Annotated in this window: 14 protein-coding genes, 6 tRNA genes, 7 rRNA genes and 5 pseudogenes; 26 read left to right on the forward strand and 6 right to left on the reverse strand. The window is 45.7% G+C overall.

Translation table 11 applies throughout. The features are described 5' to 3' along the window. Window positions 1-44 precede the first annotated feature (44 nt). The 4 genes from MKY50_RS00945 to MKY50_RS00960 all read left to right on the forward strand — a co-directional run bounded on the left by MKY50_RS00945 (window position 45) and on the right by MKY50_RS00960 (window position 3338). Window positions 45-2972: ribosomal RNA gene (locus MKY50_RS00945) — 23S ribosomal RNA — on the forward strand. Between the two features lie 55 nt (window positions 2973-3027). Continuing rightward, window positions 3028-3143 (forward strand): 5S ribosomal RNA (rrf, locus tag MKY50_RS00950). 45 nt (window positions 3144-3188) lie between these two features. Continuing rightward, a tRNA-Asn gene (locus tag MKY50_RS00955) sits at window positions 3189-3263 on the forward strand. Between the two features lie 2 nt (window positions 3264-3265). Further along, window positions 3266-3338 (forward strand) — tRNA-Thr (locus MKY50_RS00960). A gap of 105 nt (window positions 3339-3443) precedes the next feature. On the opposite strand, the gene MKY50_RS00965 is transcribed toward MKY50_RS00960, so the two are convergent. Next, the gene (locus tag MKY50_RS00965) at window positions 3444-4160 is read right to left on the reverse strand and encodes a site-specific integrase (protein ID WP_341116015.1); all 717 of its coding nucleotides are present in this window, start codon (window positions 4158-4160) and stop codon (window positions 3444-3446) included. 465 nt (window positions 4161-4625) lie between these two features. Here MKY50_RS00965 and MKY50_RS00970 point away from each other — a divergent pair. Then, window positions 4626-4793: pseudogene (locus MKY50_RS00970) on the forward strand (hypothetical protein). A gap of 260 nt (window positions 4794-5053) precedes the next feature. Then, on the forward strand, window positions 5054-5581 hold the full coding sequence (locus MKY50_RS00975) for a hypothetical protein (protein ID WP_029318121.1): 528 nt from the start codon (window positions 5054-5056) through the stop codon (window positions 5579-5581). A gap of 143 nt (window positions 5582-5724) precedes the next feature. On the opposite strand, the pseudogene MKY50_RS21690 reads toward MKY50_RS00975, so the two are convergent. Then, window positions 5725-6086: pseudogene (locus MKY50_RS21690) on the reverse strand (UPF0715 family protein). Window positions 6087-6591: 505 nt separating this feature from the next. On the opposite strand from MKY50_RS21690, the gene MKY50_RS00990 reads away from it, so the two are divergent. The 6 genes from MKY50_RS00990 to MKY50_RS01015 all read left to right on the forward strand — a co-directional run bounded on the left by MKY50_RS00990 (window position 6592) and on the right by MKY50_RS01015 (window position 9919). After that, complete coding sequence (locus MKY50_RS00990; protein ID WP_341116017.1) at window positions 6592-6759, forward strand: hypothetical protein; 168 nt, start codon at window positions 6592-6594, stop codon at window positions 6757-6759. A gap of 74 nt (window positions 6760-6833) precedes the next feature. Next, a complete protein-coding gene (locus MKY50_RS00995; RefSeq protein WP_116316732.1) occupies window positions 6834-7355 on the forward strand; it encodes a hypothetical protein in 522 nt (173 codons plus the stop codon). 28 nt (window positions 7356-7383) lie between these two features. Further along, a complete protein-coding gene (locus MKY50_RS01000; RefSeq protein ID WP_029318124.1) occupies window positions 7384-7905 on the forward strand; it encodes a ParB N-terminal domain-containing protein in 522 nt (173 codons plus the stop codon). A gap of 10 nt (window positions 7906-7915) precedes the next feature. Then, the gene (locus MKY50_RS01005) at window positions 7916-8935 is read left to right on the forward strand and encodes a DNA cytosine methyltransferase (protein WP_029318125.1); all 1020 of its coding nucleotides are present in this window, start codon (window positions 7916-7918) and stop codon (window positions 8933-8935) included. Between the two features lie 77 nt (window positions 8936-9012). Next, window positions 9013-9489 (forward strand): hypothetical protein, encoded by a 477-nt coding sequence (locus MKY50_RS01010; protein WP_029318126.1) that lies wholly within the window; start codon window positions 9013-9015, stop codon window positions 9487-9489. 178 nt (window positions 9490-9667) lie between these two features. Next, window positions 9668-9919 (forward strand): hypothetical protein, encoded by a 252-nt coding sequence (locus MKY50_RS01015; RefSeq protein WP_029318127.1) that lies wholly within the window; start codon window positions 9668-9670, stop codon window positions 9917-9919. Between the two features lie 90 nt (window positions 9920-10009). On the opposite strand, the gene yosA is transcribed toward MKY50_RS01015, so the two are convergent. Beyond that, window positions 10010-10129, reverse strand: a complete 120-nt coding sequence (gene yosA / locus MKY50_RS01020) for a YhzE/YjcZ family sporulation protein YosA (protein ID WP_004399362.1) — start codon at window positions 10127-10129, stop codon at window positions 10010-10012. Between the two features lie 182 nt (window positions 10130-10311). Between yosA and MKY50_RS01025 the strand changes: the two genes are divergently transcribed. The 3 genes and pseudogenes from MKY50_RS01025 to MKY50_RS21695 form a co-directional block, all read left to right on the forward strand. After that, window positions 10312-10452, forward strand: coding sequence for a phage terminase small subunit-related protein (locus tag MKY50_RS01025; protein WP_080265386.1), 141 nt, complete (start codon window positions 10312-10314; stop codon window positions 10450-10452). Beyond that, a pseudogene (locus tag MKY50_RS01030) lies at window positions 10422-10718 on the forward strand (YmfQ family protein); the annotation flags it as partial. The gene MKY50_RS01025 and the pseudogene MKY50_RS01030, both read left to right, overlap by 31 nt. A 33-nt stretch (window positions 10719-10751) precedes the next feature. Next, a pseudogene (locus MKY50_RS21695) lies at window positions 10752-10859 on the forward strand (hypothetical protein); the annotation flags it as partial. A 462-nt stretch (window positions 10860-11321) separates the two neighbouring features. Here MKY50_RS21695 and MKY50_RS01035 read toward each other — a convergent pair. Together MKY50_RS01035 and MKY50_RS01040 are read right to left on the reverse strand one after the other, a co-directional pair. Beyond that, window positions 11322-11606, reverse strand: a complete 285-nt coding sequence (locus tag MKY50_RS01035; protein ID WP_033885405.1) for a hypothetical protein — start codon at window positions 11604-11606, stop codon at window positions 11322-11324. A 5-nt stretch (window positions 11607-11611) separates the two neighbouring features. Further along, window positions 11612-13324, reverse strand: a complete 1713-nt coding sequence (locus MKY50_RS01040; protein ID WP_338382287.1) for a ribonuclease YeeF family protein — start codon at window positions 13322-13324, stop codon at window positions 11612-11614. 245 nt (window positions 13325-13569) lie between these two features. Between MKY50_RS01040 and MKY50_RS01045 the strand changes: the two genes are divergently transcribed. Then, window positions 13570-13962, forward strand: coding sequence for a hypothetical protein (locus tag MKY50_RS01045; protein WP_341116023.1), 393 nt, complete (start codon window positions 13570-13572; stop codon window positions 13960-13962). Window positions 13963-14016: 54 nt separating this feature from the next. Further along, the gene (locus tag MKY50_RS01050) at window positions 14017-14373 is read left to right on the forward strand and encodes a hypothetical protein (RefSeq protein ID WP_029318131.1); all 357 of its coding nucleotides are present in this window, start codon (window positions 14017-14019) and stop codon (window positions 14371-14373) included. 310 nt (window positions 14374-14683) lie between these two features. Here the strand turns inward: MKY50_RS01050 and MKY50_RS01055 are convergent. Next, a pseudogene (locus MKY50_RS01055) lies at window positions 14684-14899 on the reverse strand (carboxymuconolactone decarboxylase family protein); the annotation flags it as partial. A gap of 396 nt (window positions 14900-15295) precedes the next feature. Between MKY50_RS01055 and MKY50_RS01060 the strand changes: the two are divergent. The 9 genes from MKY50_RS01060 to MKY50_RS01100 all read left to right on the forward strand — a co-directional run bounded on the left by MKY50_RS01060 (window position 15296) and on the right by MKY50_RS01100 (window position 25492). Continuing rightward, a tRNA-Gly gene (locus MKY50_RS01060) sits at window positions 15296-15370 on the forward strand. Window positions 15371-15401: 31 nt separating this feature from the next. Beyond that, window positions 15402-15478, forward strand: a tRNA-Arg gene (locus tag MKY50_RS01065). 27 nt (window positions 15479-15505) lie between these two features. Next, window positions 15506-15582: transfer RNA gene (locus tag MKY50_RS01070), tRNA-Pro, on the forward strand. An 8-nt stretch (window positions 15583-15590) separates the two neighbouring features. After that, window positions 15591-15666: transfer RNA gene (locus tag MKY50_RS01075), tRNA-Ala, on the forward strand. 171 nt (window positions 15667-15837) lie between these two features. Continuing rightward, window positions 15838-17387, forward strand: a 16S ribosomal RNA gene (locus tag MKY50_RS01080). A gap of 170 nt (window positions 17388-17557) precedes the next feature. Further along, window positions 17558-20485 (forward strand): 23S ribosomal RNA (locus MKY50_RS01085). 55 nt (window positions 20486-20540) lie between these two features. Continuing rightward, window positions 20541-20656 (forward strand): 5S ribosomal RNA (gene rrf, locus MKY50_RS01090). A gap of 188 nt (window positions 20657-20844) precedes the next feature. Further along, window positions 20845-22394 (forward strand): 16S ribosomal RNA (locus MKY50_RS01095). A 170-nt stretch (window positions 22395-22564) separates the two neighbouring features. Then, window positions 22565-25492, forward strand: a 23S ribosomal RNA gene (locus MKY50_RS01100). The 16S, 23S and 5S rRNA genes sit together here with 4 tRNA genes alongside, the layout of an rRNA operon. The last annotated feature ends 25 nt before the right edge of the window (window positions 25493-25517 follow it).

The raw sequence follows: 25517 nt of genomic DNA on the forward strand, positions 1-25517 counted from the left end.
ATTCAATTAGTAATACAAGATATCACATAGTGATTCTTTTTAACGGTTAAGTTAGAAAGGGCGCACGGTGGATGCCTTGGCACTAGGAGCCGATGAAGGACGGGACGAACACCGATATGCTTCGGGGAGCTGTAAGCAAGCTTTGATCCGGAGATTTCCGAATGGGGAAACCCACCACTCGTAATGGAGTGGTATCCATATCTGAATTCATAGGATATGAGAAGGCAGACCCGGGGAACTGAAACATCTAAGTACCCGGAGGAAGAGAAAGCAAATGCGATTCCCTGAGTAGCGGCGAGCGAAACGGGATTAGCCCAAACCAAGAGGCTTGCCTCTTGGGGTTGTAGGACACTCTGTACGGAGTTACAAAGGAACGAGGTAGATGAAGAGGTCTGGAAAGGCCCGCCATAGGAGGTAACAGCCCTGTAGTCAAAACTTCGTTCTCTCCTGAGTGGATCCTGAGTACGGCGGAACACGTGAAATTCCGTCGGAATCCGGGAGGACCATCTCCCAAGGCTAAATACTCCCTAGTGACCGATAGTGAACCAGTACCGTGAGGGAAAGGTGAAAAGCACCCCGGAAGGGGAGTGAAAGAGATCCTGAAACCGTGTGCCTACAAGTAGTCAGAGCCCGTTAACGGGTGATGGCGTGCCTTTTGTAGAATGAACCGGCGAGTTACGATCCCGTGCAAGGTTAAGCAGAAGATGCGGAGCCGCAGCGAAAGCGAGTCTGAATAGGGCGCATGAGTACGTGGTCGTAGACCCGAAACCAGGTGATCTACCCATGTCCAGGGTGAAGTTCAGGTAACACTGAATGGAGGCCCGAACCCACGCACGTTGAAAAGTGCGGGGATGAGGTGTGGGTAGGGGTGAAATGCCAATCGAACCTGGAGATAGCTGGTTCTCTCCGAAATAGCTTTAGGGCTAGCCTCAAGGTAAGAGTCTTGGAGGTAGAGCACTGATTGGACTAGGGGCCCCTACCGGGTTACCGAATTCAGTCAAACTCCGAATGCCAATGACTTATCCTTGGGAGTCAGACTGCGAGTGATAAGATCCGTAGTCGAAAGGGAAACAGCCCAGACCGCCAGCTAAGGTCCCAAAGTATACGTTAAGTGGAAAAGGATGTGGAGTTGCTTAGACAACCAGGATGTTGGCTTAGAAGCAGCCACCATTTAAAGAGTGCGTAATAGCTCACTGGTCGAGTGACTCTGCGCCGAAAATGTACCGGGGCTAAACGTATCACCGAAGCTGCGGACTGTTCTTCGAACAGTGGTAGGAGAGCGTTCTAAGGGCTGTGAAGCCAGACCGGAAGGACTGGTGGAGCGCTTAGAAGTGAGAATGCCGGTATGAGTAGCGAAAGAGGGGTGAGAATCCCCTCCACCGAATGCCTAAGGTTTCCTGAGGAAGGCTCGTCCGCTCAGGGTTAGTCGGGACCTAAGCCGAGGCCGAAAGGCGTAGGCGATGGACAACAGGTTGATATTCCTGTACCACCTCCTCACCATTTGAGCAATGGGGGGACGCAGGAGGATAGGGTAAGCGCGGTATTGGATATCCGCGTCCAAGCAGTTAGGCTGGGAAATAGGCAAATCCGTTTCCCATAAGGCTGAGCTGTGATGGCGAGCGAAATATAGTAGCGAAGTTCCTGATTCCACACTGCCAAGAAAAGCCTCTAGCGAGGTGAGAGGTGCCCGTACCGCAAACCGACACAGGTAGGCGAGGAGAGAATCCTAAGGTGATCGAGAGAACTCTCGTTAAGGAACTCGGCAAAATGACCCCGTAACTTCGGGAGAAGGGGTGCTCTGTTAGGGTGCAAGCCCGAGAGAGCCGCAGTGAATAGGCCCAGGCGACTGTTTAGCAAAAACACAGGTCTCTGCGAAGCCGTAAGGCGAAGTATAGGGGCTGACGCCTGCCCGGTGCTGGAAGGTTAAGAGGAGCGCTTAGCGTAAGCGAAGGTGCGAATTGAAGCCCCAGTAAACGGCGGCCGTAACTATAACGGTCCTAAGGTAGCGAAATTCCTTGTCGGGTAAGTTCCGACCCGCACGAAAGGCGCAACGATCTGGGCACTGTCTCAACGAGAGACTCGGTGAAATTATAGTACCTGTGAAGATGCAGGTTACCCGCGACAGGACGGAAAGACCCCGTGGAGCTTTACTGCAGCCTGATATTGAATGTTGGTACAGCTTGTACAGGATAGGTAGGAGCCTTGGAAACCGGAGCGCCAGCTTCGGTGGAGGCATCGGTGGGATACTACCCTGGCTGTATTGACCTTCTAACCCGCCGCCCTTATCGGGCGGGGAGACAGTGTCAGGTGGGCAGTTTGACTGGGGCGGTCGCCTCCTAAAAGGTAACGGAGGCGCCCAAAGGTTCCCTCAGAATGGTTGGAAATCATTCGCAGAGTGTAAAGGCACAAGGGAGCTTGACTGCGAGACCTACAAGTCGAGCAGGGACGAAAGTCGGGCTTAGTGATCCGGTGGTTCCGCATGGAAGGGCCATCGCTCAACGGATAAAAGCTACCCCGGGGATAACAGGCTTATCTCCCCCAAGAGTCCACATCGACGGGGAGGTTTGGCACCTCGATGTCGGCTCATCGCATCCTGGGGCTGTAGTCGGTCCCAAGGGTTGGGCTGTTCGCCCATTAAAGCGGTACGCGAGCTGGGTTCAGAACGTCGTGAGACAGTTCGGTCCCTATCCGTCGCGGGCGCAGGAAATTTGAGAGGAGCTGTCCTTAGTACGAGAGGACCGGGATGGACGCACCGCTGGTGTACCAGTTGTTCTGCCAAGGGCATCGCTGGGTAGCTATGTGCGGACGGGATAAGTGCTGAAAGCATCTAAGCATGAAGCCCCCCTCAAGATGAGATTTCCCATTCCGCAAGGAAGTAAGATCCCTGAAAGATGATCAGGTTGATAGGTCTGAGGTGGAAGTGTGGCGACACATGGAGCTGACAGATACTAATCGATCGAGGACTTAACCATATTTTTGAATGATGTCACACCTGTTATCTAGTTTTGAGAGAACACTCTCAATTTGTTTGGTGGCGATAGCGAAGAGGTCACACCCGTTCCCATACCGAACACGGAAGTTAAGCTCTTCAGCGCCGATGGTAGTCGGGGGTTTCCCCCTGTGAGAGTAGGACGCCGCCAAGCAGATTTATTAATTCTACCATGTTTGTTTATGAAGCTTTATATTATTCCGCAGTAGCTCAGTGGTAGAGCTATCGGCTGTTAACCGATCGGTCGTAGGTTCGAATCCTACCTGCGGAGCCATTGCTTCCATAGCTCAGCAGGTAGAGCACTTCCATGGTAAGGAAGAGGTCAGCGGTTCGAGCCCGCTTGGAAGCTTATCTAAAATACGTTGATCTTATGCAGTTTCCGCGAAATATGGAACTGTTATTTTTTTGTCTAAAATAGTTGGGTGTCATACGGGTGGCAAATTAGAGAATTTCTCTAAAATGTCCCCGTTTTTAATATATTATTGATTGCATCAGCGACTAAAATATCTGATTCACGATTAGCGTGAGTGTAAATATTTAACGTGGTTTGGACGTTAGCATGGCCAAGCCTCTGAGAAATAGCTTTAATGTTTAATCCAGGTACTTTCCCAATTTGACTTATTAACATTGTTGCGTGAGAGTGTCTCATATCATGAAGACGTCCTGGCTTGATATTGTGCCTCTTAGTGAATCTCTGCCACCAAGTATTAGGTGAGGTAGGATACTGGGGTTGCCCCATATCCCCACCAAATAACAAAAGCTTATCTGTTCCTCTCCACAGTTCACCCAACAGTAATTTATTCTTCTTGATCTCCCGTAGCAAAATGGCTGCTTCTTGCATTACATCAGGCGGCATCGTAACTTTACGGAAAGAGTTACTTTTAGGATCTTTAAACCGATAACCTTTCTTCTTTGTATATTGTAAAGACTCATCAATTCTGACTTCATTAGTATCAAAAAATAAATCTGTTTCATCGATTGCTAATAGTTCTCCTCTACGAAATCCACCTGTAAACGCAAATTTAATCATAACTCTGTTCCTCAATGGATCGTGTTCATCTAATAGCATAAAGATTTCCTTTATTTCTTCTTCAGTATAAATTTCATATTCATTGTATTTTGTTTTGGCCGCTTTACATTCTCTGCAGGGTTTTCTTTTATTATTTTCCACTCAGCTTCTCGCCCTAAGATATCTCTAATGATTCGATATAAAACGTCTTACGGAAGATTTCAGGATGGTTCCAGGACACGGACCAGATCTTTCTAAGCTGACAGATGAAGAACTTGAAAAGCGATTGAGATTTTTAGAATCGGCGTTCAAGATTTGCTGTAAAGCCTTTTTATATCTGCTACTTTTATATGGAACTTGGCTTTAAATCGGATAAATTTTATATGTTAAAGAAGCATGCTATCAACGCTATTGCAACAGCTCTTGGAATAATCTAAGGGCTGTTTTTTTGTGCCCTTAAACGTCAATTCTGTATTAAGATCTACAATTGCGAGTGATCGTTAGTAGGATAATAGCCGAGGCTTTTTACACTGGTGTACTTAATTGTTGCGCGTTAAAATTGCAATAAATTGAAAGGGGGGATGGAATGATGAATCTAAATAAAATTGGATTCAAAGGGGTTTAATCATGAAAACAAATGATAAGAAGAAAGAAGTTCAACAAAAGTATAGAGATGAAATTAAAAAGAAGAAACAAGAATAAGAAGATGACAAAAATTATTTTAAAGAAGCAATTATTGTCGTAACCATAATTGTGGTGTTTATTTTTTTGACTTACATGCTTCAAGGATTTTAACAAAATGTTCCCTTTCCCCCCCTTACTTTTTACCTAAATGTGTTTAATATTGGAAATAGGTAATATTACCAATTAAGAAAAGAGGGAGAGATGATGAATAACTTAAATTGGTGGAAAATACTTTTACTAACCTTTCTTTGTTCCTTGATTTTTTCTGTCGTCTTTGTCACTGTTCAACGGATTGACTTAATACTCAATCCGCCGGAAGTACCTGTTAAATCGATTGAAAAAATAAAATGATTTATTTTGGGGAAAAGGGAATGAAAAAAATATTCATTGTAGGTGCGATTGTTGCTGGGTTCTTTGTGTCTAGTGTTGGTATTAATTCTGTAAGTGCTGAAGAAATCGACCCGATAGGTGATAAAATTGGTTCGGAAGATGGACGAACTGATGTATTAGATCCTGTCGTTGCAAAAGATGGTCCAGAAGATGGTATTAACGATCAATCTACAGTACAACCGAAGATTAAAAAGATTTCTGATGATGTAAGCCTATTCTCTGTTTTAGGAGCAGGAGAGAGGGATTACTTAGGATCCTCTACGTTTAAAACGCGTTCAAAAACATTTTATTCTGGTGGAGGAGATCTTGGGATTCAAATTTCTCAACCATACATTGGCCCTGGAATCTCATGGCAGTATAAACTTGTAGAAGAAGATCCTGTTCCTTTTGATGATACGGTTTCACGTTTTAGTTTATCTAACCAAAAAGGAACATATGAAGTTGTGTTTGATGTTCGTAGTTTTGTAGATGGGGATAATAAGAAAGCAGAATTACACTTGAGAAATTAACAAATCCATTAACAAGTGTCTCTACTAAATGGTGGGATTAATTGATAAAAAAGGCAGACTAATAAAGGTCTGCTCTTTTTGTGTTCTATTTAAGCCATGAAATAACATAGAAGGATATAAAGCAACCAATATCTCCTGCTCTGCTAAAAACGTTTCTTTTGTGTATAAACTGAATCCCAAAACCAATACACAATGGCTGTTATAAAGCAATAAAAATATACTTTCGGCCTTGTAATTAATGGCGGGTATTCCGGGATACTCTGGGAATGAAAAATCAAAAAATTCGCTACTAAAGACAAGAGCAAATAAAATAAACAATTGAATATCTCTTCGGAATCTTATTGAGAAAGTATTGTAAGGGAAGTGCAAATATCAAATAAGGTACAAAAAAATAACAAGCAAATATAGAAATCAAATAAACTCCAGAATAAGCACCAGCAATTAAGTACTGAATAAAACCTAAACACAAACTTGAAAAGACAATAGGAAAAATGAATTTTCGCATTAGATTCAAATTCCTTTTTATATAGTTTAACTCAAGTTGGAAGAATTTGATTTAGGAATGGTAGCTGCCCGACAAAATGCCGAGAAAATTGGGGGTTTTTCAATGCTTAGATTGTCATACGATAGAGACAAGAAAACGAACGTGAATAACAGTCCCAAAAGGAGATACCTACGGACGCTGATCTTTTGTACATGGGAATTTGTACAGCTGATTAGTGGCCGTTTTTTTATGGCCAAACCAGGAGACGCACCTTTCCTTTATCAAGTGTGCACTCGGATGTATCGAATGACTATGAAGGTCGTTAGCTTCACAGGAGGAGCGAGTCTATGCAGTATTGCGCGCGATAGTCACGGGGGAACGCAAGCGGTGAGATCCCGCTTGCAAGGAAAGTCTTTAAACCGGCTCTCCATTTTCTTTGCTTACCTCCTAGGGGAAATCGGCGGGCCACAAATAAATAAAAGCGAATAGCGTAAGGCGGTGCTTATTCGGCAAGGAGTAATGAAAGATGAAGATGAGAGACGTTTTATCTGCTGACACGAGACAGCAGCTTAAAAAAGTATTGAGTCCCTCCACAAAGGCGGATGAACCTTTGACAAGGCAGGATTGGGAAGAAATCATGGGAACGAAACGTGACACCTTCAGACGTGTAGGAGGTAGAATTCGACGAGCATAGTACAAAATAAAGTACCCTTGTTATTCTGTAAAAAAATTGAAGGTGACTACGATATAATAATGGGGGGTGATAGTATGAGGAAGTTTTATAAATCTAAGTATGTAATTGAATATTTAGAGTCAATTGAAATTGAAGGAAAGAAGGTAAAAAAGGTTTATTATGAAAATTTTTCCACTAGAGAAAAATATAAGGAGCAGGTAAGGTCTAATTTGGGTAAAAAAGAGATTGAAGTTTCCATCGGGATTTTAGAAGATTCTATTCATATAAATAAAGACACAAATATTTGGCATACATCTTATTTTGCATTATATGGTGTTATCTTAACTGTTTTTTTTACCGCATTAAATAACTTTACGTCTGGGAGGAGTATGGCCCAAGAAAATTTTATTCTTGTTAGTGTACTATTTTTTATTTTTCTCTTGTTTGCGTTATTCCTACTTTTTAGAGGGATTTATTTTAGTAATGTAAGTAAGAGTTATGGTTATAAACGAATCTTGGAAGAATGTCTTACTGAAATTGAAACAGCTGAACTTGAAAAAACTGAGAAAAAAGCTGCTAATAGAGAATTAGAACCCAAAGCACTCAATATTAGATGAGTGCTTTTTTATTTGGAGGCGAAACAATATGGATATTAGATCTATACCAGTAGAAAAGATTAACCCCGCTCCCTACAATCCTCGGATTGATCTTCAGCCAGGCGATCCCGATTATGAAAGAATAAAAGCATCTATTGAACGGTTCGGTAATGTCGAGCCGCTTGTTTGGAACGAAAGAACAGGAAACCTTGTAGGTGGCCACCAGCGGTTCAAAATACATATGGAGAATAACCCTACAGAGCTTACTGTTTCGGTGGTAAATCTCGATGATAACGAGGAAAAAGCCTTAAATATTGTACTTAACAAAACAGGCGGCGATTGGGATGAGTACAAGCTCGAACAAGTTTTAAGAGAGCTTGAAGAAAATAATTTTGACCTGTCCTTCACCGGCTTTTCAGAAGGCGAACTAGAAAGTATTTTAGAAGATCTGACAGGGCATGCGGGGAACGGCGGGAAGGTTACCGATAATCATGAAATCAATCTTGATGATTACGAAGAGGATCAATTTGAACATACCTGCCCTAAATGTGGATTCTCTTTTAATGAGTAGGTGAGCAATAATGAACAGTTATAGATGGTATCTGTCTGATCTGAAAAATGTTGAGCAGAACGGATTGAAGGTTTTTAGTGCGTTTTCATGTGGTGGCGGTTCCTCCATGGGTTACAAGCTTGCTGGCTATAACCTTCTTGGAAACTGTGAAATTGATCCGCAAATGATGAAAATCTATAGAAAGAATCACAATCCTAAATACTCGTTTTTAATGGATATCAGGAAATTTAACAAGTTGGACGATCTTCCGGAGGAATTATTCAATTTGGATATTTTCGATGGATTCCCTCCATGCAGTGTATTTTCAATGGCAGGTGATCGAGAGGATGCTTGGGGAAAAGAAAAATCTTTCAGAGAGGGCCAGGCAAAACAGTCACTTGATGATTTGTTTTTTGAGTATTTGAATGCAGTTGAAAAATTGAGACCTAAAATCTTTGTAGCTGAAAATGTGAAAGGCATGATCATTGGCAAAGCAAAAGGGTATGTGAAGCTTGTAATAGAAAGAGCGAAAGAAATCGGCTATGACGTTCAGGTGTTTTTGTTGAATGCTGCCACAATGGGAGTCCCGCAAAGAAGAGAGCGGGTCTTTTTTATTGGACGAAGGAAAGATCTGAACTTACCTCAGTTAAAGCTCTCGTTTAATGAGCGGCCTATCCCTTATAAAGAGTTTAGGAGCGGGCGTGGATCCAGATTGAAAGAGACATCAAAATTGTATCGGAGATGGGTGAAGAGAAAACCATCAGATAGCAACATAGGTGATATAACGAAAAGGACAGAGGGGAAAGAATCTAATTTCAATACGATTTTAGTGAAAAACAGTCTAGTACCGCCTACACTTGCCAGTGGTTCTGTCTTTGTCAGATATGACGAGCCTTATTATATCTCTGAACGAGACATTATTTTGATGCAATCATTTCCTCTCGATTATGACTTTATGGACGCTTCAGTGCAGTATGTTTGTGGTATGAGTGTCCCGCCTATCATGATGAAGAGAATAGCGGAACAAATAAAGACCCAATGTTTTTCTTAATGTCTAAATACTAGGTGGCAATTTGTTTAATTAAGTATTAAATTAAAGTAAACAAATTTCACAAGGGTGGTAGAGGTATGGCAAAAGAAAATAGAGGATTAGGTAAGGCTGCTTTAGAAGTAGCAGTAGAGGCTTTTGGTAGTAGCATAGGTGCTACCATACCGTTAAATTTTGTTAATCATGTTGCGGAGCGTCTTAATAAGATTAATCAATCCTCTGAAAATTTGGAGCAACTAGAATCAGAGGTTGCGAGGCAAGAGATAATTTCTGAAGCACAAGCTAAGGTATTTCAAGAGGTCGCTATAGCAGATAGAATCATGCGTGCTAACGAAGTAGAAATTGAGGAATATTATGATACACAGGGTGATGGAGCAGCAGGAGTTCAATATAAGGAATCAAATTTGAATATAGGACTTTCTGGGTCCGGTCGTAGGATTAGTAAAAGAGTATATCGCTTTAAAGGTTTCCAAGAGACGGAACTGCGACCAGATGAACAGCAATCAGAAGAATTAAAGTCAGAAGAGAAAGAAGAGAAGCAACAAACAGAGGAATAATTAGAACAAACCGTCTTTATCCATAAGGCGGTTTTTTTAAATGAGAAAAGAGGGTGCTGCTAACACCCTCCTCTTTCAAAACAGAGAAAAACTCCCTGTCAAAGAGCGTGATCAAGACGCGGCCGCGTTGTGGAAAACATCACGCTCTCATCTCATATTGTAATGGAGGACAGGGAGGATGGCAATAGAAAATAGAAACATATGTTCCCTTTCTGGTGATGAAAAAGAGAATCTCCTTCTCCTGCATAGTGCCGAGTTGTTAGAGAACATCAGTCAATCAAAAGAGAAATACCGAAAAATCATTCAAGCAGGTATTGCCCAGTGGGTTAAAGACTTCCAAAGTGGCCATATCAAGGTGAATACTGTGGACGATTTGAAAAAGCTCATAGAGCTTGATATAGAGCTTCAGAAAGATGAAGATTTGTACTAATTAATCACATAGCAAAACGCCATAAAAGCTTCTTATGGCGTCTGCAGTTTACAGGGAGGTGATTCAAAAGGCTTTGGATTTACTCTAAGATTAGTAAAGGAATGTAGCACCAACAATGATCAACAGGATGAATAAGACTACGATCAATACGAAGCTGCTTCCGTATCCGCCGCCAGAGTATCCACCAGAATATCCGCTGTAGAATCCCATGATATCGCCTCCTTTAGTAGAGATAGTATAAGGTATGCCAAACAATAACTTTCGACATAGATGTAAGTCTAAATAAGAAAAAATGAATATTTTGTCTAAAGGTGTAACAGCAGACACATCAGAAAAATTTATATAAAACAAACACAAACTTAATTATGAGGTCCGGAGGTGGGTGAGATGTAATGCCGAGACCACGAGATCCTAAACGAGATGAAGCCTTCCGTCTGTGGGAAGAAAGCGGCGGAACCCGTGTTCCACGTTCACCAACTGATACTCGATCCTCCGCGGTCGGTGGGGGCTTGAACGATGGGAAAAGATTTTGAACGTACCGCGGGAATCAGGTGACACCGATGAGATCCGCCGATTGCGCTGAGTCCGCCTTAATTAATTCCTTAGTTTCCGTAAATTCACTGAGTTCTTCGATGATATGCAACACATGTCTGAACTCATAGAAACCTTGGAGAATATGAAGCCGGCTCACTTGGCATATACCTTGCGAGCCGCTTTAAATGAACCGCTTCAGATAATAGATACTGTCATTCTGAATAACAGAAGATATCGAAAAGTAAGCGAGCTGAAGGCGAATTGGCAGGGGTGGAAGAAGCTTGAGACAGAAATAGCATCACAAGAGAAAGCTGATAAGGCTCTTTCAGATGCAAAAGCCTATGTTCAAGAAAACTTTACTAATCAAAAACTGACCGTTCTTACAGGAACAAACGCAATTCAGGATTTTGTACCCTATAAGAATAAAAAGGACGCTTAAAGCTAAAAACCTGCCCTCAGTGAACAAACTGGGGGTATTTTTTTATGCAAAAAAAGAAAGCCTATTAAATCAGGCTTTTGCGAGTTTTCTAGTTAACATACTGTGAATTCTTAAAAAGTGTTATCTGAAAAAGTTTTTTATAGCCTCTAAACGTATGTTATGACCACATTCTTCACAAGTATATTTTCCATTCATGTTTTCTTTAACTTGCTTATATTTCAATGTGCCTTCATATACTCTAAATTTTTTCCTGCAACTTATACAAATTACTTCGTAATAAAAAATCACAAATCCCTCCTTTTCTTAAAATTAATATATACAACAAAGGACTTAATTTTAATTTTTATTTGAACTTTGGGCGAACTATTCAAGATGCAATGAAGCATCACTAAAAAGGCCCTGTCTCTTAATGAGGGGGCCTTTTTGTTTTTATCTCCATCTCCAGTTTATTTCGTTATCTTCTTCGTAGATTCCTGGTAAAGAAATCCCTACTTTTTTTTGCTCATCATCGATGATAAACCAATTATCATCATCTAGTAGAGCATCATCAAACTTCTCAATTGCAGAGGGATCATCTTCATCCACCACTGCTCTGAAAAAATCTTTGAATTTTTCCATATTCTCATTAGGTTTGATTTTTCCATAAGCCCAAGGCCCTTCTATTGTTGCTCCATCTATTTCACCTAAGCATTCATTTTGATAATAAAGAAACATACTCCTCACTCCTTAGGAAACATTTTGAAGTATTCTTTTGGTATCTCACCTTTAACAAAATACTCCGTATCTCTACTAGTCCATTTTAGAGCTTTTTTCTTCCAATTTTCTGTTTGTCTCGTGTCATTTTTAATAAGTCTCTCAATTTGTTTTGGATTCAGGATAGCAACTCCTTTTAGTTCTCCAGAACGTATGGCTTTTCGTAGAGCTGATATATTTAATTCAATAGTATATTCCCCGTAACCTTTTGCTATCTTTTTGTTAATTGTAAAACTGGTATATGGACTATTGGATTTTCCACCTTTCCTATACCCTCCTAAAATATGTTCCGTAACAGTTACCTGACGGCCTTGATACATTCCACTTTTGTTTGCGGGGACAAGGTTCCCGGTCTCAGGTGAAATATGAGATTTACCGATACCATTTGGTCTTTTTGTTGCATAAGGGAAATCTTCTCCTCTGAATAAGTTGGAAGGATTACCTGCACCAGAATTTATTTTTAATGCTTTACCTGCACCAATCATTCCTATTGGAGCAATTGAGGCAAGCGCACTGTTTAAGCTGTTTTCACGTCTCTCCTCGGAAATTTTATTCCCAAACATATCGCGGCCAGTTATTGCTTCACTAAAACCATTCGCTGACGCAAGACCGTAGAGTCCTTTACTGGAGTTTTGAAGGGCAGGGAATGTCTTAGAAGTTTTATAGATATCAAGCGCTTTGTCTGCCCTATAGATGGATTTGCTCGTTGAGTAAACAGCCTTTCCGCCTTTGGCTAATTTCCCGGCCCAGCCAACTATAGGGATGTATCCTGCCGCAGCCATTGCGCCAGCTGCCACCCGTTGCCCATCAGTTAATTTTTCACCGGTGACTGGATCGACACCATCAGCAGCTCTCTTATAATCATAATATCCGGAGACTTCCCCCGTAAAATTACAAACGAAATCCCAAGTCTTTTCATACCATGGCCTATTTGCGAGTTCTTCCTGTTCTTTCGCAATTCTTCTTTGTTCGGCCTGCTGATCTTTGAAGGAAATATAATCAGTAGATTGTTTTTTTACATCCTCGGTCATCTTATGAATTTCACTGTCCCTATAAGCTTTTGCATTATAGTAAATAGGGGAGGCGCTTTTGCCTTTTGATGTAGCGTTCATGAGTGCTTGGTAATCAGTTTGAATCAATTGTTCATTTGCTTCTGAGAGCGCATATTCAGATGTTAAATTTTCATCGATATCATAAATTTTTTTGATAGTCTTGGTACGTTTGTTGTCGGTTGAAGAGAGTTCGTCTTTAAAAGTTTCTGTGGAGAATAAATCTAGCGGTAGTATGTCGTTGATGTCATTTAGAATGTCCTTCATTGCTTTTTTCTGTTCTGACATGATGGATTTTGATTTAGTATAAGCGTTTGCCAGCTCGTGCTCTAAAAAAGATTCTTCTATGTAGGCATCCGATAAGCTTGCGTCTTCCAGAATGCCAGTAACACTCGTGAGAAATGCGATTTTCATGTCAATCAAATCAATCCACTGGTCAGCGATCCCTGCTTGATCTTCATAAAATGCCTTTATGTTATTGGCACCCTTACCTGAAAACTCACTGTCATCAAGATCAGCCACTGATTTGAAGGCTTTCTTTAATTTGACCATTTGACTCCTTGTATCTTTGTATTCCTTTGCACGGTTTTCAGCTTCAGAAAGCAATGATTTAGCTTCAAATACCTTCATGATCATATCCTTTCATTTAAAAAGCTTCAACGAAATTTTACCATAAGAAAAAGTAGAAGCAGAATGTAATGTCATTTTAAAAAAGCGAAATGATCAATTTGATGTGTGTCATTTAACCTATTATTTGAATCAGATTATCATCGATATTTATAATCTCAAATCAGCATTTGCCTAGGTTCAATTGTTATGTTTCATCATATGTTATGTGTAATAAACCCAAAAATTCCAATGGAGGAGTGCTATTTATGTACTACAATCAGGTTCCTATGCTAACTCATTGGAGGCATATGCATGATTGGGAGTCTTTTGTTGATGCACAAGTGACTCGGCAGGAAGCGGATATGACAGGAATCTGGCGAGGCAACGATGGAGGCGTGTACTACATCCGGCATGATGACCCCCATGTCTGGTGGGCAGGCTTCAGCGACAACGGTAGGGGGCAACACTGGACACACGTGTTTCATGGAATGCGGATGTTTGATGAAACTGGATCAGAGGTGATCTCTGGAAATTGGGCCGATGTACCGCGTGGAACGAACAAGGGCAGTGGCACCTTAGTCGTCGCCCGTAGTGGAGACCGGTTGACTAAGGTATCCGGTGGAATTGGCGCGACTACATGGCAACGAATTCGGTATTAAATGTAGTGGACTTATGCTGTAACGAATAAAAATTCCAATAGAGGAGAGCTACTTATGTACTACAATCAGGTACCTATATTAACTCATTGGAGGCAACCTGCGTACGATTTGACAGGAACCTGGCGAGGCGACGATGGAGGCATTTACTACATCCGCCATCTCGATAACAATAAGGTCTGGTGGGTAGGATTAAGCGACAACGGCAGTGGTCATAATTGGACCAATGTGTTAGAAGGGGAAGTGAGTTACGATTGGAGTGGAGCGGTGGAATTGAGCGGACATTGGTATGATGTACCGCGTGGAACGAACAGGGGCAGCGGCATCTTGGGCTTTTCGGTACGATTGGGCGATCTCGTCAAAACATACCAAAGCAGTGGATTCAGCGCTAATAGATTGAGGAAAATATCATAGTTGTTTGGGGCACCTGAAAACGGGTGCTTTTTACGTTTAAGCTAATGGGTCGATAGTAGAACTGAGGTTGCTCTTAGGAAACCGTATTGTAGTATTAACATTAACTTATAAATGTTCTAAATCAAATTAAAAGAATAAACAAGAAATGATAGTAATAACCTTAAACATACTTCACAGTTGCACGGATATCCTCTTCATTCTTTCCTGTCTTCTTTTTCAAATCATTCAAAACGATTCTTTCCATTAAAGTAGAACATAATATAAAACGCCAGGGTTCCTCTGGCGCCTAAACGGGAAAGCTTATAATTTTTTAAGTGGATATCGTTTGAATGTTATGCTCTTCAAAAATTCGTTTTGCTACAAAGGTTGCATTCAGCACTCTTAGAAAGCCGGTATAAGGCGTACAGTGAAATATTGATTCAACTATCTCACCTGGTGAAAGCCCAACATTGAGTGCTGCATATATATGAACATGTAGTTGTGGTTCACAGCCACCTTGTGTAGTGAGTGCTGCAATTGTAATTAATTATGGTCTGAAATATTTAACGTGGGAAGAAGGATTACCAAGAACATTGAGAGTTGTTAGATGGAAGCCATGTTATTAATAGATGTTTTTTTATTTTGCACTAATTTTTAATTTTAATGAATTATTTATTCGTTTAATTTTAGGTGTCCGCTACCCAGGGTGGCAGAAAGGTGGTAAACACGATTATTCGCCACCTTTCTAAATTTGTCTAAACCGTATTGACATTTATCAAAACCCTGCTATAATTACCTTTGTCCTAAGAAACCGGATATAAACTTTCAAGTTGCTCTTCCGTGGTAAGGAAGAGGTCAGCGGTTCGATTACGCTTGGAAGCTTTATTAAATGTATTATTACCAAGGTTTCTCAATAAGGAGAAAGCTTTTTTTATTGCGAGATGCGGAAGTAGTTCAGTGGTAGAACACCACCTTGCCAAGGTGGGGGTCGCGGGTTCGAATCCCGTCTTCCGCTCCATTTATCCCAACGGGATATTGTAAATTGAATTGCGCCCGTAGCTCAATTGGATAGAGCGTTTGACTACGGATCAAAAGGTTAGGGGTTCGACTCCTCTCGGGCGCGCCATATCTTTTAATAGAATAGATGGGAAATCGGGAAGTAGCTCAGCTTGGTAGAGCACATGGTTTGGGACCATGGGGTCGCAGGTTCGAATCCTGTCTTCCCGACCATTTTTTATGGGGCCTTAGCTCAGCTGGGAGAGCGCCTGCTTTGCACGCAGGAGGTCAGCGGTTCGATCCCGCTAGGCTCCACCAAAAGTTTTTAAAAAGTTGTTGACTTTGAAGAAGTGACGTTGTATACTAATAAAGTTGCTTTAACAAAGCAAACAAACAAAATGATCTTTGAAAACTAAACAAGACAAAACGTACCTGTTAATTCAGTTTTTAAAAAATCGCACAGCGATGTGCGTAGTCAGTCAAACTACTTTATCGGAGAGTTTGATCCTGGCTCAGGACGAACGCTGGCGGCGTGCCTAATACATGCAAGTCGAGCGGACAGATGGGAGCTTGCTCCCTGATGTTAGCGGCGGACGGGTGAGTAACACGTGGGTAACCTGCCTGTAAGACTGGGATAACTCCGGGAAACCGGGGCTAATACCGGATGGTTGTTTGAACCGCATGGTTCAAACATAAAAGGTGGCTTCGGCTACCACTTACAGATGGACCCGCGGCGCATTAGCTAGTTGGTGAGGTAATGGCTCACCAAGGCAACGATGCGTAGCCGACCTGAGAGGGTGATCGGCCACACTGGGACTGAGACACGGCCCAGACTCCTACGGGAGGCAGCAGTAGGGAATCTTCCGCAATGGACGAAAGTCTGACGGAGCAACGCCGCGTGAGTGATGAAGGTTTTCGGATCGTAAAGCTCTGTTGTTAGGGAAGAACAAGTACCGTTCGAATAGGGCGGTACCTTGACGGTACCTAACCAGAAAGCCACGGCTAACTACGTGCCAGCAGCCGCGGTAATACGTAGGTGGCAAGCGTTGTCCGGAATTATTGGGCGTAAAGGGCTCGCAGGCGGTTTCTTAAGTCTGATGTGAAAGCCCCCGGCTCAACCGGGGAGGGTCATTGGAAACTGGGGAACTTGAGTGCAGAAGAGGAGAGTGGAATTCCACGTGTAGCGGTGAAATGCGTAGAGATGTGGAGGAACACCAGTGGCGAAGGCGACTCTCTGGTCTGTAACTGACGCTGAGGAGCGAAAGCGTGGGGAGCGAACAGGATTAGATACCCTGGTAGTCCACGCCGTAAACGATGAGTGCTAAGTGTTAGGGGGTTTCCGCCCCTTAGTGCTGCAGCTAACGCATTAAGCACTCCGCCTGGGGAGTACGGTCGCAAGACTGAAACTCAAAGGAATTGACGGGGGCCCGCACAAGCGGTGGAGCATGTGGTTTAATTCGAAGCAACGCGAAGAACCTTACCAGGTCTTGACATCCTCTGACAATCCTAGAGATAGGACGTCCCCTTCGGGGGCAGAGTGACAGGTGGTGCATGGTTGTCGTCAGCTCGTGTCGTGAGATGTTGGGTTAAGTCCCGCAACGAGCGCAACCCTTGATCTTAGTTGCCAGCATTCAGTTGGGCACTCTAAGGTGACTGCCGGTGACAAACCGGAGGAAGGTGGGGATGACGTCAAATCATCATGCCCCTTATGACCTGGGCTACACACGTGCTACAATGGACAGAACAAAGGGCAGCGAAACCGCGAGGTTAAGCCAATCCCACAAATCTGTTCTCAGTTCGGATCGCAGTCTGCAACTCGACTGCGTGAAGCTGGAATCGCTAGTAATCGCGGATCAGCATGCCGCGGTGAATACGTTCCCGGGCCTTGTACACACCGCCCGTCACACCACGAGAGTTTGTAACACCCGAAGTCGGTGAGGTAACCTTTTAGGAGCCAGCCGCCGAAGGTGGGACAGATGATTGGGGTGAAGTCGTAACAAGGTAGCCGTATCGGAAGGTGCGGCTGGATCACCTCCTTTCTAAGGATATTATACGGAATATAAGACCTTGGGTCTTATAAACAGAACGTTCCCTGTCTTGTTTAGTTTTGAAGGATCATTCCTTCGAAACGTGTTCTTTGAAAACTAGATAACAGTAGACATCACATTCAATTAGTAATACAAGATATCACATAGTGATTCTTTTTAACGGTTAAGTTAGAAAGGGCGCACGGTGGATGCCTTGGCACTAGGAGCCGATGAAGGACGGGACGAACACCGATATGCTTCGGGGAGCTGTAAGCAAGCTTTGATCCGGAGATTTCCGAATGGGGAAACCCACCACTCGTAATGGAGTGGTATCCATATCTGAATTCATAGGATATGAGAAGGCAGACCCGGGGAACTGAAACATCTAAGTACCCGGAGGAAGAGAAAGCAAATGCGATTCCCTGAGTAGCGGCGAGCGAAACGGGATTAGCCCAAACCAAGAGGCTTGCCTCTTGGGGTTGTAGGACACTCTGTACGGAGTTACAAAGGAACGAGGTAGATGAAGAGGTCTGGAAAGGCCCGCCATAGGAGGTAACAGCCCTGTAGTCAAAACTTCGTTCTCTCCTGAGTGGATCCTGAGTACGGCGGAACACGTGAAATTCCGTCGGAATCCGGGAGGACCATCTCCCAAGGCTAAATACTCCCTAGTGACCGATAGTGAACCAGTACCGTGAGGGAAAGGTGAAAAGCACCCCGGAAGGGGAGTGAAAGAGATCCTGAAACCGTGTGCCTACAAGTAGTCAGAGCCCGTTAACGGGTGATGGCGTGCCTTTTGTAGAATGAACCGGCGAGTTACGATCCCGTGCAAGGTTAAGCAGAAGATGCGGAGCCGCAGCGAAAGCGAGTCTGAATAGGGCGCATGAGTACGTGGTCGTAGACCCGAAACCAGGTGATCTACCCATGTCCAGGGTGAAGTTCAGGTAACACTGAATGGAGGCCCGAACCCACGCACGTTGAAAAGTGCGGGGATGAGGTGTGGGTAGGGGTGAAATGCCAATCGAACCTGGAGATAGCTGGTTCTCTCCGAAATAGCTTTAGGGCTAGCCTCAAGGTAAGAGTCTTGGAGGTAGAGCACTGATTGGACTAGGGGCCCCTACCGGGTTACCGAATTCAGTCAAACTCCGAATGCCAATGACTTATCCTTGGGAGTCAGACTGCGAGTGATAAGATCCGTAGTCGAAAGGGAAACAGCCCAGACCGCCAGCTAAGGTCCCAAAGTATACGTTAAGTGGAAAAGGATGTGGAGTTGCTTAGACAACCAGGATGTTGGCTTAGAAGCAGCCACCATTTAAAGAGTGCGTAATAGCTCACTGGTCGAGTGACTCTGCGCCGAAAATGTACCGGGGCTAAACGTATCACCGAAGCTGCGGACTGTTCTTCGAACAGTGGTAGGAGAGCGTTCTAAGGGCTGTGAAGCCAGACCGGAAGGACTGGTGGAGCGCTTAGAAGTGAGAATGCCGGTATGAGTAGCGAAAGAGGGGTGAGAATCCCCTCCACCGAATGCCTAAGGTTTCCTGAGGAAGGCTCGTCCGCTCAGGGTTAGTCGGGACCTAAGCCGAGGCCGAAAGGCGTAGGCGATGGACAACAGGTTGATATTCCTGTACCACCTCCTCACCATTTGAGCAATGGGGGGACGCAGGAGGATAGGGTAAGCGCGGTATTGGATATCCGCGTCCAAGCAGTTAGGCTGGGAAATAGGCAAATCCGTTTCCCATAAGGCTGAGCTGTGATGGCGAGCGAAATATAGTAGCGAAGTTCCTGATTCCACACTGCCAAGAAAAGCCTCTAGCGAGGTGAGAGGTGCCCGTACCGCAAACCGACACAGGTAGGCGAGGAGAGAATCCTAAGGTGATCGAGAGAACTCTCGTTAAGGAACTCGGCAAAATGACCCCGTAACTTCGGGAGAAGGGGTGCTCTGTTAGGGTGCAAGCCCGAGAGAGCCGCAGTGAATAGGCCCAGGCGACTGTTTAGCAAAAACACAGGTCTCTGCGAAGCCGTAAGGCGAAGTATAGGGGCTGACGCCTGCCCGGTGCTGGAAGGTTAAGAGGAGCGCTTAGCGTAAGCGAAGGTGCGAATTGAAGCCCCAGTAAACGGCGGCCGTAACTATAACGGTCCTAAGGTAGCGAAATTCCTTGTCGGGTAAGTTCCGACCCGCACGAAAGGCGCAACGATCTGGGCACTGTCTCAACGAGAGACTCGGTGAAATTATAGTACCTGTGAAGATGCAGGTTACCCGCGACAGGACGGAAAGACCCCGTGGAGCTTTACTGCAGCCTGATATTGAATGTTGGTACAGCTTGTACAGGATAGGTAGGAGCCTTGGAAACCGGAGCGCCAGCTTCGGTGGAGGCATCGGTGGGATACTACCCTGGCTGTATTGACCTTCTAACCCGCCGCCCTTATCGGGCGGGGAGACAGTGTCAGGTGGGCAGTTTGACTGGGGCGGTCGCCTCCTAAAAGGTAACGGAGGCGCCCAAAGGTTCCCTCAGAATGGTTGGAAATCATTCGCAGAGTGTAAAGGCACAAGGGAGCTTGACTGCGAGACCTACAAGTCGAGCAGGGACGAAAGTCGGGCTTAGTGATCCGGTGGTTCCGCATGGAAGGGCCATCGCTCAACGGATAAAAGCTACCCCGGGGATAACAGGCTTATCTCCCCCAAGAGTCCACATCGACGGGGAGGTTTGGCACCTCGATGTCGGCTCATCGCATCCTGGGGCTGTAGTCGGTCCCAAGGGTTGGGCTGTTCGCCCATTAAAGCGGTACGCGAGCTGGGTTCAGAACGTCGTGAGACAGTTCGGTCCCTATCCGTCGCGGGCGCAGGAAATTTGAGAGGAGCTGTCCTTAGTACGAGAGGACCGGGATGGACGCACCGCTGGTGTACCAGTTGTTCTGCCAAGGGCATCGCTGGGTAGCTATGTGCGGACGGGATAAGTGCTGAAAGCATCTAAGCATGAAGCCCCCCTCAAGATGAGATTTCCCATTCCGCAAGGAAGTAAGATCCCTGAAAGATGATCAGGTTGATAGGTCTGAGGTGGAAGTGTGGCGACACATGGAGCTGACAGATACTAATCGATCGAGGACTTAACCATATTTTTGAATGATGTCACACCTGTTATCTAGTTTTGAGAGAACACTCTCAATTTGTTTGGTGGCGATAGCGAAGAGGTCACACCCGTTCCCATACCGAACACGGAAGTTAAGCTCTTCAGCGCCGATGGTAGTCGGGGGTTTCCCCCTGTGAGAGTAGGACGCCGCCAAGCAATTGCACGTTAGTGTAATTTTTTTAAAAAAGTTGTTGACTTTGAAGAAGTGACGTTGTATACTAATAAAGTTGCTTTAACAAAGCAAACAAACAAAATGATCTTTGAAAACTAAACAAGACAAAACGTACCTGTTAATTCAGTTTTTAAAAAATCGCACAGCGATGTGCGTAGTCAGTCAAACTACTTTATCGGAGAGTTTGATCCTGGCTCAGGACGAACGCTGGCGGCGTGCCTAATACATGCAAGTCGAGCGGACAGATGGGAGCTTGCTCCCTGATGTTAGCGGCGGACGGGTGAGTAACACGTGGGTAACCTGCCTGTAAGACTGGGATAACTCCGGGAAACCGGGGCTAATACCGGATGGTTGTTTGAACCGCATGGTTCAAACATAAAAGGTGGCTTCGGCTACCACTTACAGATGGACCCGCGGCGCATTAGCTAGTTGGTGAGGTAATGGCTCACCAAGGCAACGATGCGTAGCCGACCTGAGAGGGTGATCGGCCACACTGGGACTGAGACACGGCCCAGACTCCTACGGGAGGCAGCAGTAGGGAATCTTCCGCAATGGACGAAAGTCTGACGGAGCAACGCCGCGTGAGTGATGAAGGTTTTCGGATCGTAAAGCTCTGTTGTTAGGGAAGAACAAGTACCGTTCGAATAGGGCGGTACCTTGACGGTACCTAACCAGAAAGCCACGGCTAACTACGTGCCAGCAGCCGCGGTAATACGTAGGTGGCAAGCGTTGTCCGGAATTATTGGGCGTAAAGGGCTCGCAGGCGGTTTCTTAAGTCTGATGTGAAAGCCCCCGGCTCAACCGGGGAGGGTCATTGGAAACTGGGGAACTTGAGTGCAGAAGAGGAGAGTGGAATTCCACGTGTAGCGGTGAAATGCGTAGAGATGTGGAGGAACACCAGTGGCGAAGGCGACTCTCTGGTCTGTAACTGACGCTGAGGAGCGAAAGCGTGGGGAGCGAACAGGATTAGATACCCTGGTAGTCCACGCCGTAAACGATGAGTGCTAAGTGTTAGGGGGTTTCCGCCCCTTAGTGCTGCAGCTAACGCATTAAGCACTCCGCCTGGGGAGTACGGTCGCAAGACTGAAACTCAAAGGAATTGACGGGGGCCCGCACAAGCGGTGGAGCATGTGGTTTAATTCGAAGCAACGCGAAGAACCTTACCAGGTCTTGACATCCTCTGACAATCCTAGAGATAGGACGTCCCCTTCGGGGGCAGAGTGACAGGTGGTGCATGGTTGTCGTCAGCTCGTGTCGTGAGATGTTGGGTTAAGTCCCGCAACGAGCGCAACCCTTGATCTTAGTTGCCAGCATTCAGTTGGGCACTCTAAGGTGACTGCCGGTGACAAACCGGAGGAAGGTGGGGATGACGTCAAATCATCATGCCCCTTATGACCTGGGCTACACACGTGCTACAATGGACAGAACAAAGGGCAGCGAAACCGCGAGGTTAAGCCAATCCCACAAATCTGTTCTCAGTTCGGATCGCAGTCTGCAACTCGACTGCGTGAAGCTGGAATCGCTAGTAATCGCGGATCAGCATGCCGCGGTGAATACGTTCCCGGGCCTTGTACACACCGCCCGTCACACCACGAGAGTTTGTAACACCCGAAGTCGGTGAGGTAACCTTTTAGGAGCCAGCCGCCGAAGGTGGGACAGATGATTGGGGTGAAGTCGTAACAAGGTAGCCGTATCGGAAGGTGCGGCTGGATCACCTCCTTTCTAAGGATATTATACGGAATATAAGACCTTGGGTCTTATAAACAGAACGTTCCCTGTCTTGTTTAGTTTTGAAGGATCATTCCTTCGAAACGTGTTCTTTGAAAACTAGATAACAGTAGACATCACATTCAATTAGTAATACAAGATATCACATAGTGATTCTTTTTAACGGTTAAGTTAGAAAGGGCGCACGGTGGATGCCTTGGCACTAGGAGCCGATGAAGGACGGGACGAACACCGATATGCTTCGGGGAGCTGTAAGCAAGCTTTGATCCGGAGATTTCCGAATGGGGAAACCCACCACTCGTAATGGAGTGGTATCCATATCTGAATTCATAGGATATGAGAAGGCAGACCCGGGGAACTGAAACATCTAAGTACCCGGAGGAAGAGAAAGCAAATGCGATTCCCTGAGTAGCGGCGAGCGAAACGGGATTAGCCCAAACCAAGAGGCTTGCCTCTTGGGGTTGTAGGACACTCTGTACGGAGTTACAAAGGAACGAGGTAGATGAAGAGGTCTGGAAAGGCCCGCCATAGGAGGTAACAGCCCTGTAGTCAAAACTTCGTTCTCTCCTGAGTGGATCCTGAGTACGGCGGAACACGTGAAATTCCGTCGGAATCCGGGAGGACCATCTCCCAAGGCTAAATACTCCCTAGTGACCGATAGTGAACCAGTACCGTGAGGGAAAGGTGAAAAGCACCCCGGAAGGGGAGTGAAAGAGATCCTGAAACCGTGTGCCTACAAGTAGTCAGAGCCCGTTAACGGGTGATGGCGTGCCTTTTGTAGAATGAACCGGCGAGTTACGATCCCGTGCAAGGTTAAGCAGAAGATGCGGAGCCGCAGCGAAAGCGAGTCTGAATAGGGCGCATGAGTACGTGGTCGTAGACCCGAAACCAGGTGATCTACCCATGTCCAGGGTGAAGTTCAGGTAACACTGAATGGAGGCCCGAACCCACGCACGTTGAAAAGTGCGGGGATGAGGTGTGGGTAGGGGTGAAATGCCAATCGAACCTGGAGATAGCTGGTTCTCTCCGAAATAGCTTTAGGGCTAGCCTCAAGGTAAGAGTCTTGGAGGTAGAGCACTGATTGGACTAGGGGCCCCTACCGGGTTACCGAATTCAGTCAAACTCCGAATGCCAATGACTTATCCTTGGGAGTCAGACTGCGAGTGATAAGATCCGTAGTCGAAAGGGAAACAGCCCAGACCGCCAGCTAAGGTCCCAAAGTATACGTTAAGTGGAAAAGGATGTGGAGTTGCTTAGACAACCAGGATGTTGGCTTAGAAGCAGCCACCATTTAAAGAGTGCGTAATAGCTCACTGGTCGAGTGACTCTGCGCCGAAAATGTACCGGGGCTAAACGTATCACCGAAGCTGCGGACTGTTCTTCGAACAGTGGTAGGAGAGCGTTCTAAGGGCTGTGAAGCCAGACCGGAAGGACTGGTGGAGCGCTTAGAAGTGAGAATGCCGGTATGAGTAGCGAAAGAGGGGTGAGAATCCCCTCCACCGAATGCCTAAGGTTTCCTGAGGAAGGCTCGTCCGCTCAGGGTTAGTCGGGACCTAAGCCGAGGCCGAAAGGCGTAGGCGATGGACAACAGGTTGATATTCCTGTACCACCTCCTCACCATTTGAGCAATGGGGGGACGCAGGAGGATAGGGTAAGCGCGGTATTGGATATCCGCGTCCAAGCAGTTAGGCTGGGAAATAGGCAAATCCGTTTCCCATAAGGCTGAGCTGTGATGGCGAGCGAAATATAGTAGCGAAGTTCCTGATTCCACACTGCCAAGAAAAGCCTCTAGCGAGGTGAGAGGTGCCCGTACCGCAAACCGACACAGGTAGGCGAGGAGAGAATCCTAAGGTGATCGAGAGAACTCTCGTTAAGGAACTCGGCAAAATGACCCCGTAACTTCGGGAGAAGGGGTGCTCTGTTAGGGTGCAAGCCCGAGAGAGCCGCAGTGAATAGGCCCAGGCGACTGTTTAGCAAAAACACAGGTCTCTGCGAAGCCGTAAGGCGAAGTATAGGGGCTGACGCCTGCCCGGTGCTGGAAGGTTAAGAGGAGCGCTTAGCGTAAGCGAAGGTGCGAATTGAAGCCCCAGTAAACGGCGGCCGTAACTATAACGGTCCTAAGGTAGCGAAATTCCTTGTCGGGTAAGTTCCGACCCGCACGAAAGGCGCAACGATCTGGGCACTGTCTCAACGAGAGACTCGGTGAAATTATAGTACCTGTGAAGATGCAGGTTACCCGCGACAGGACGGAAAGACCCCGTGGAGCTTTACTGCAGCCTGATATTGAATGTTGGTACAGCTTGTACAGGATAGGTAGGAGCCTTGGAAACCGGAGCGCCAGCTTCGGTGGAGGCATCGGTGGGATACTACCCTGGCTGTATTGACCTTCTAACCCGCCGCCCTTATCGGGCGGGGAGACAGTGTCAGGTGGGCAGTTTGACTGGGGCGGTCGCCTCCTAAAAGGTAACGGAGGCGCCCAAAGGTTCCCTCAGAATGGTTGGAAATCATTCGCAGAGTGTAAAGGCACAAGGGAGCTTGACTGCGAGACCTACAAGTCGAGCAGGGACGAAAGTCGGGCTTAGTGATCCGGTGGTTCCGCATGGAAGGGCCATCGCTCAACGGATAAAAGCTACCCCGGGGATAACAGGCTTATCTCCCCCAAGAGTCCACATCGACGGGGAGGTTTGGCACCTCGATGTCGGCTCATCGCATCCTGGGGCTGTAGTCGGTCCCAAGGGTTGGGCTGTTCGCCCATTAAAGCGGTACGCGAGCTGGGTTCAGAACGTCGTGAGACAGTTCGGTCCCTATCCGTCGCGGGCGCAGGAAATTTGAGAGGAGCTGTCCTTAGTACGAGAGGACCGGGATGGACGCACCGCTGGTGTACCAGTTGTTCTGCCAAGGGCATCGCTGGGTAGCTATGTGCGGACGGGATAAGTGCTGAAAGCATCTAAGCATGAAGCCCCCCTCAAGATGAGATTTCCCATTCCGCAAGGAAGTAAGATCCCTGAAAGATGATCAGGTTGATAGGTCTGAGGTGGAAGTGTGGCGACACATGGAGCTGACAGATACTAATCGATCGAGGACTTAACCATATTTTTGAATGATGTCACACCTGTT

The organism is Bacillus sp. FSL R7-0685 (assembly GCF_038002425.1).
Taxonomy (GTDB): Bacteria; Bacillota; Bacilli; order Bacillales; family Bacillaceae; genus Bacillus; species Bacillus subtilis.

Excerpts from the sequence above, each read along its gene's own strand:
- MKY50_RS01000 (WP_029318124.1), top strand. The coding sequence starts at position 7,384 with ATGGATATTAGATCTATACCAGTAGAAAAGATTAACCCCGCTCCCTAC.
- MKY50_RS01005 (WP_029318125.1), top strand. The coding sequence starts at position 7,916 with ATGAACAGTTATAGATGGTATCTGTCTGATCTGAAAAATGTTGAGCAG.
- MKY50_RS00990 (WP_341116017.1), top strand. The coding sequence starts at position 6,592 with ATGAAGATGAGAGACGTTTTATCTGCTGACACGAGACAGCAGCTTAAA.
- MKY50_RS01015 (WP_029318127.1), top strand. The coding sequence starts at position 9,668 with ATGGCAATAGAAAATAGAAACATATGTTCCCTTTCTGGTGATGAAAAA.
- MKY50_RS01040 (WP_338382287.1), bottom strand. The coding sequence starts at position 13,324 with ATGAAGGTATTTGAAGCTAAATCATTGCTTTCTGAAGCTGAAAACCGT.
- MKY50_RS01025 (WP_080265386.1), top strand. The coding sequence starts at position 10,312 with ATGCCGAGACCACGAGATCCTAAACGAGATGAAGCCTTCCGTCTGTGG.
- MKY50_RS01035 (WP_033885405.1), bottom strand. The coding sequence starts at position 11,606 with ATGTTTCTTTATTATCAAAATGAATGCTTAGGTGAAATAGATGGAGCA.
- MKY50_RS01050 (WP_029318131.1), top strand. The coding sequence starts at position 14,017 with ATGTACTACAATCAGGTACCTATATTAACTCATTGGAGGCAACCTGCG.
- MKY50_RS01045 (WP_341116023.1), top strand. The coding sequence starts at position 13,570 with ATGTACTACAATCAGGTTCCTATGCTAACTCATTGGAGGCATATGCAT.
- MKY50_RS00995 (WP_116316732.1), top strand. The coding sequence starts at position 6,834 with ATGAGGAAGTTTTATAAATCTAAGTATGTAATTGAATATTTAGAGTCA.
- MKY50_RS00975 (WP_029318121.1), top strand. The coding sequence starts at position 5,054 with ATGAAAAAAATATTCATTGTAGGTGCGATTGTTGCTGGGTTCTTTGTG.
- MKY50_RS01010 (WP_029318126.1), top strand. The coding sequence starts at position 9,013 with ATGGCAAAAGAAAATAGAGGATTAGGTAAGGCTGCTTTAGAAGTAGCA.
- yosA (WP_004399362.1), bottom strand. The coding sequence starts at position 10,129 with ATGGGATTCTACAGCGGATATTCTGGTGGATACTCTGGCGGCGGATAC.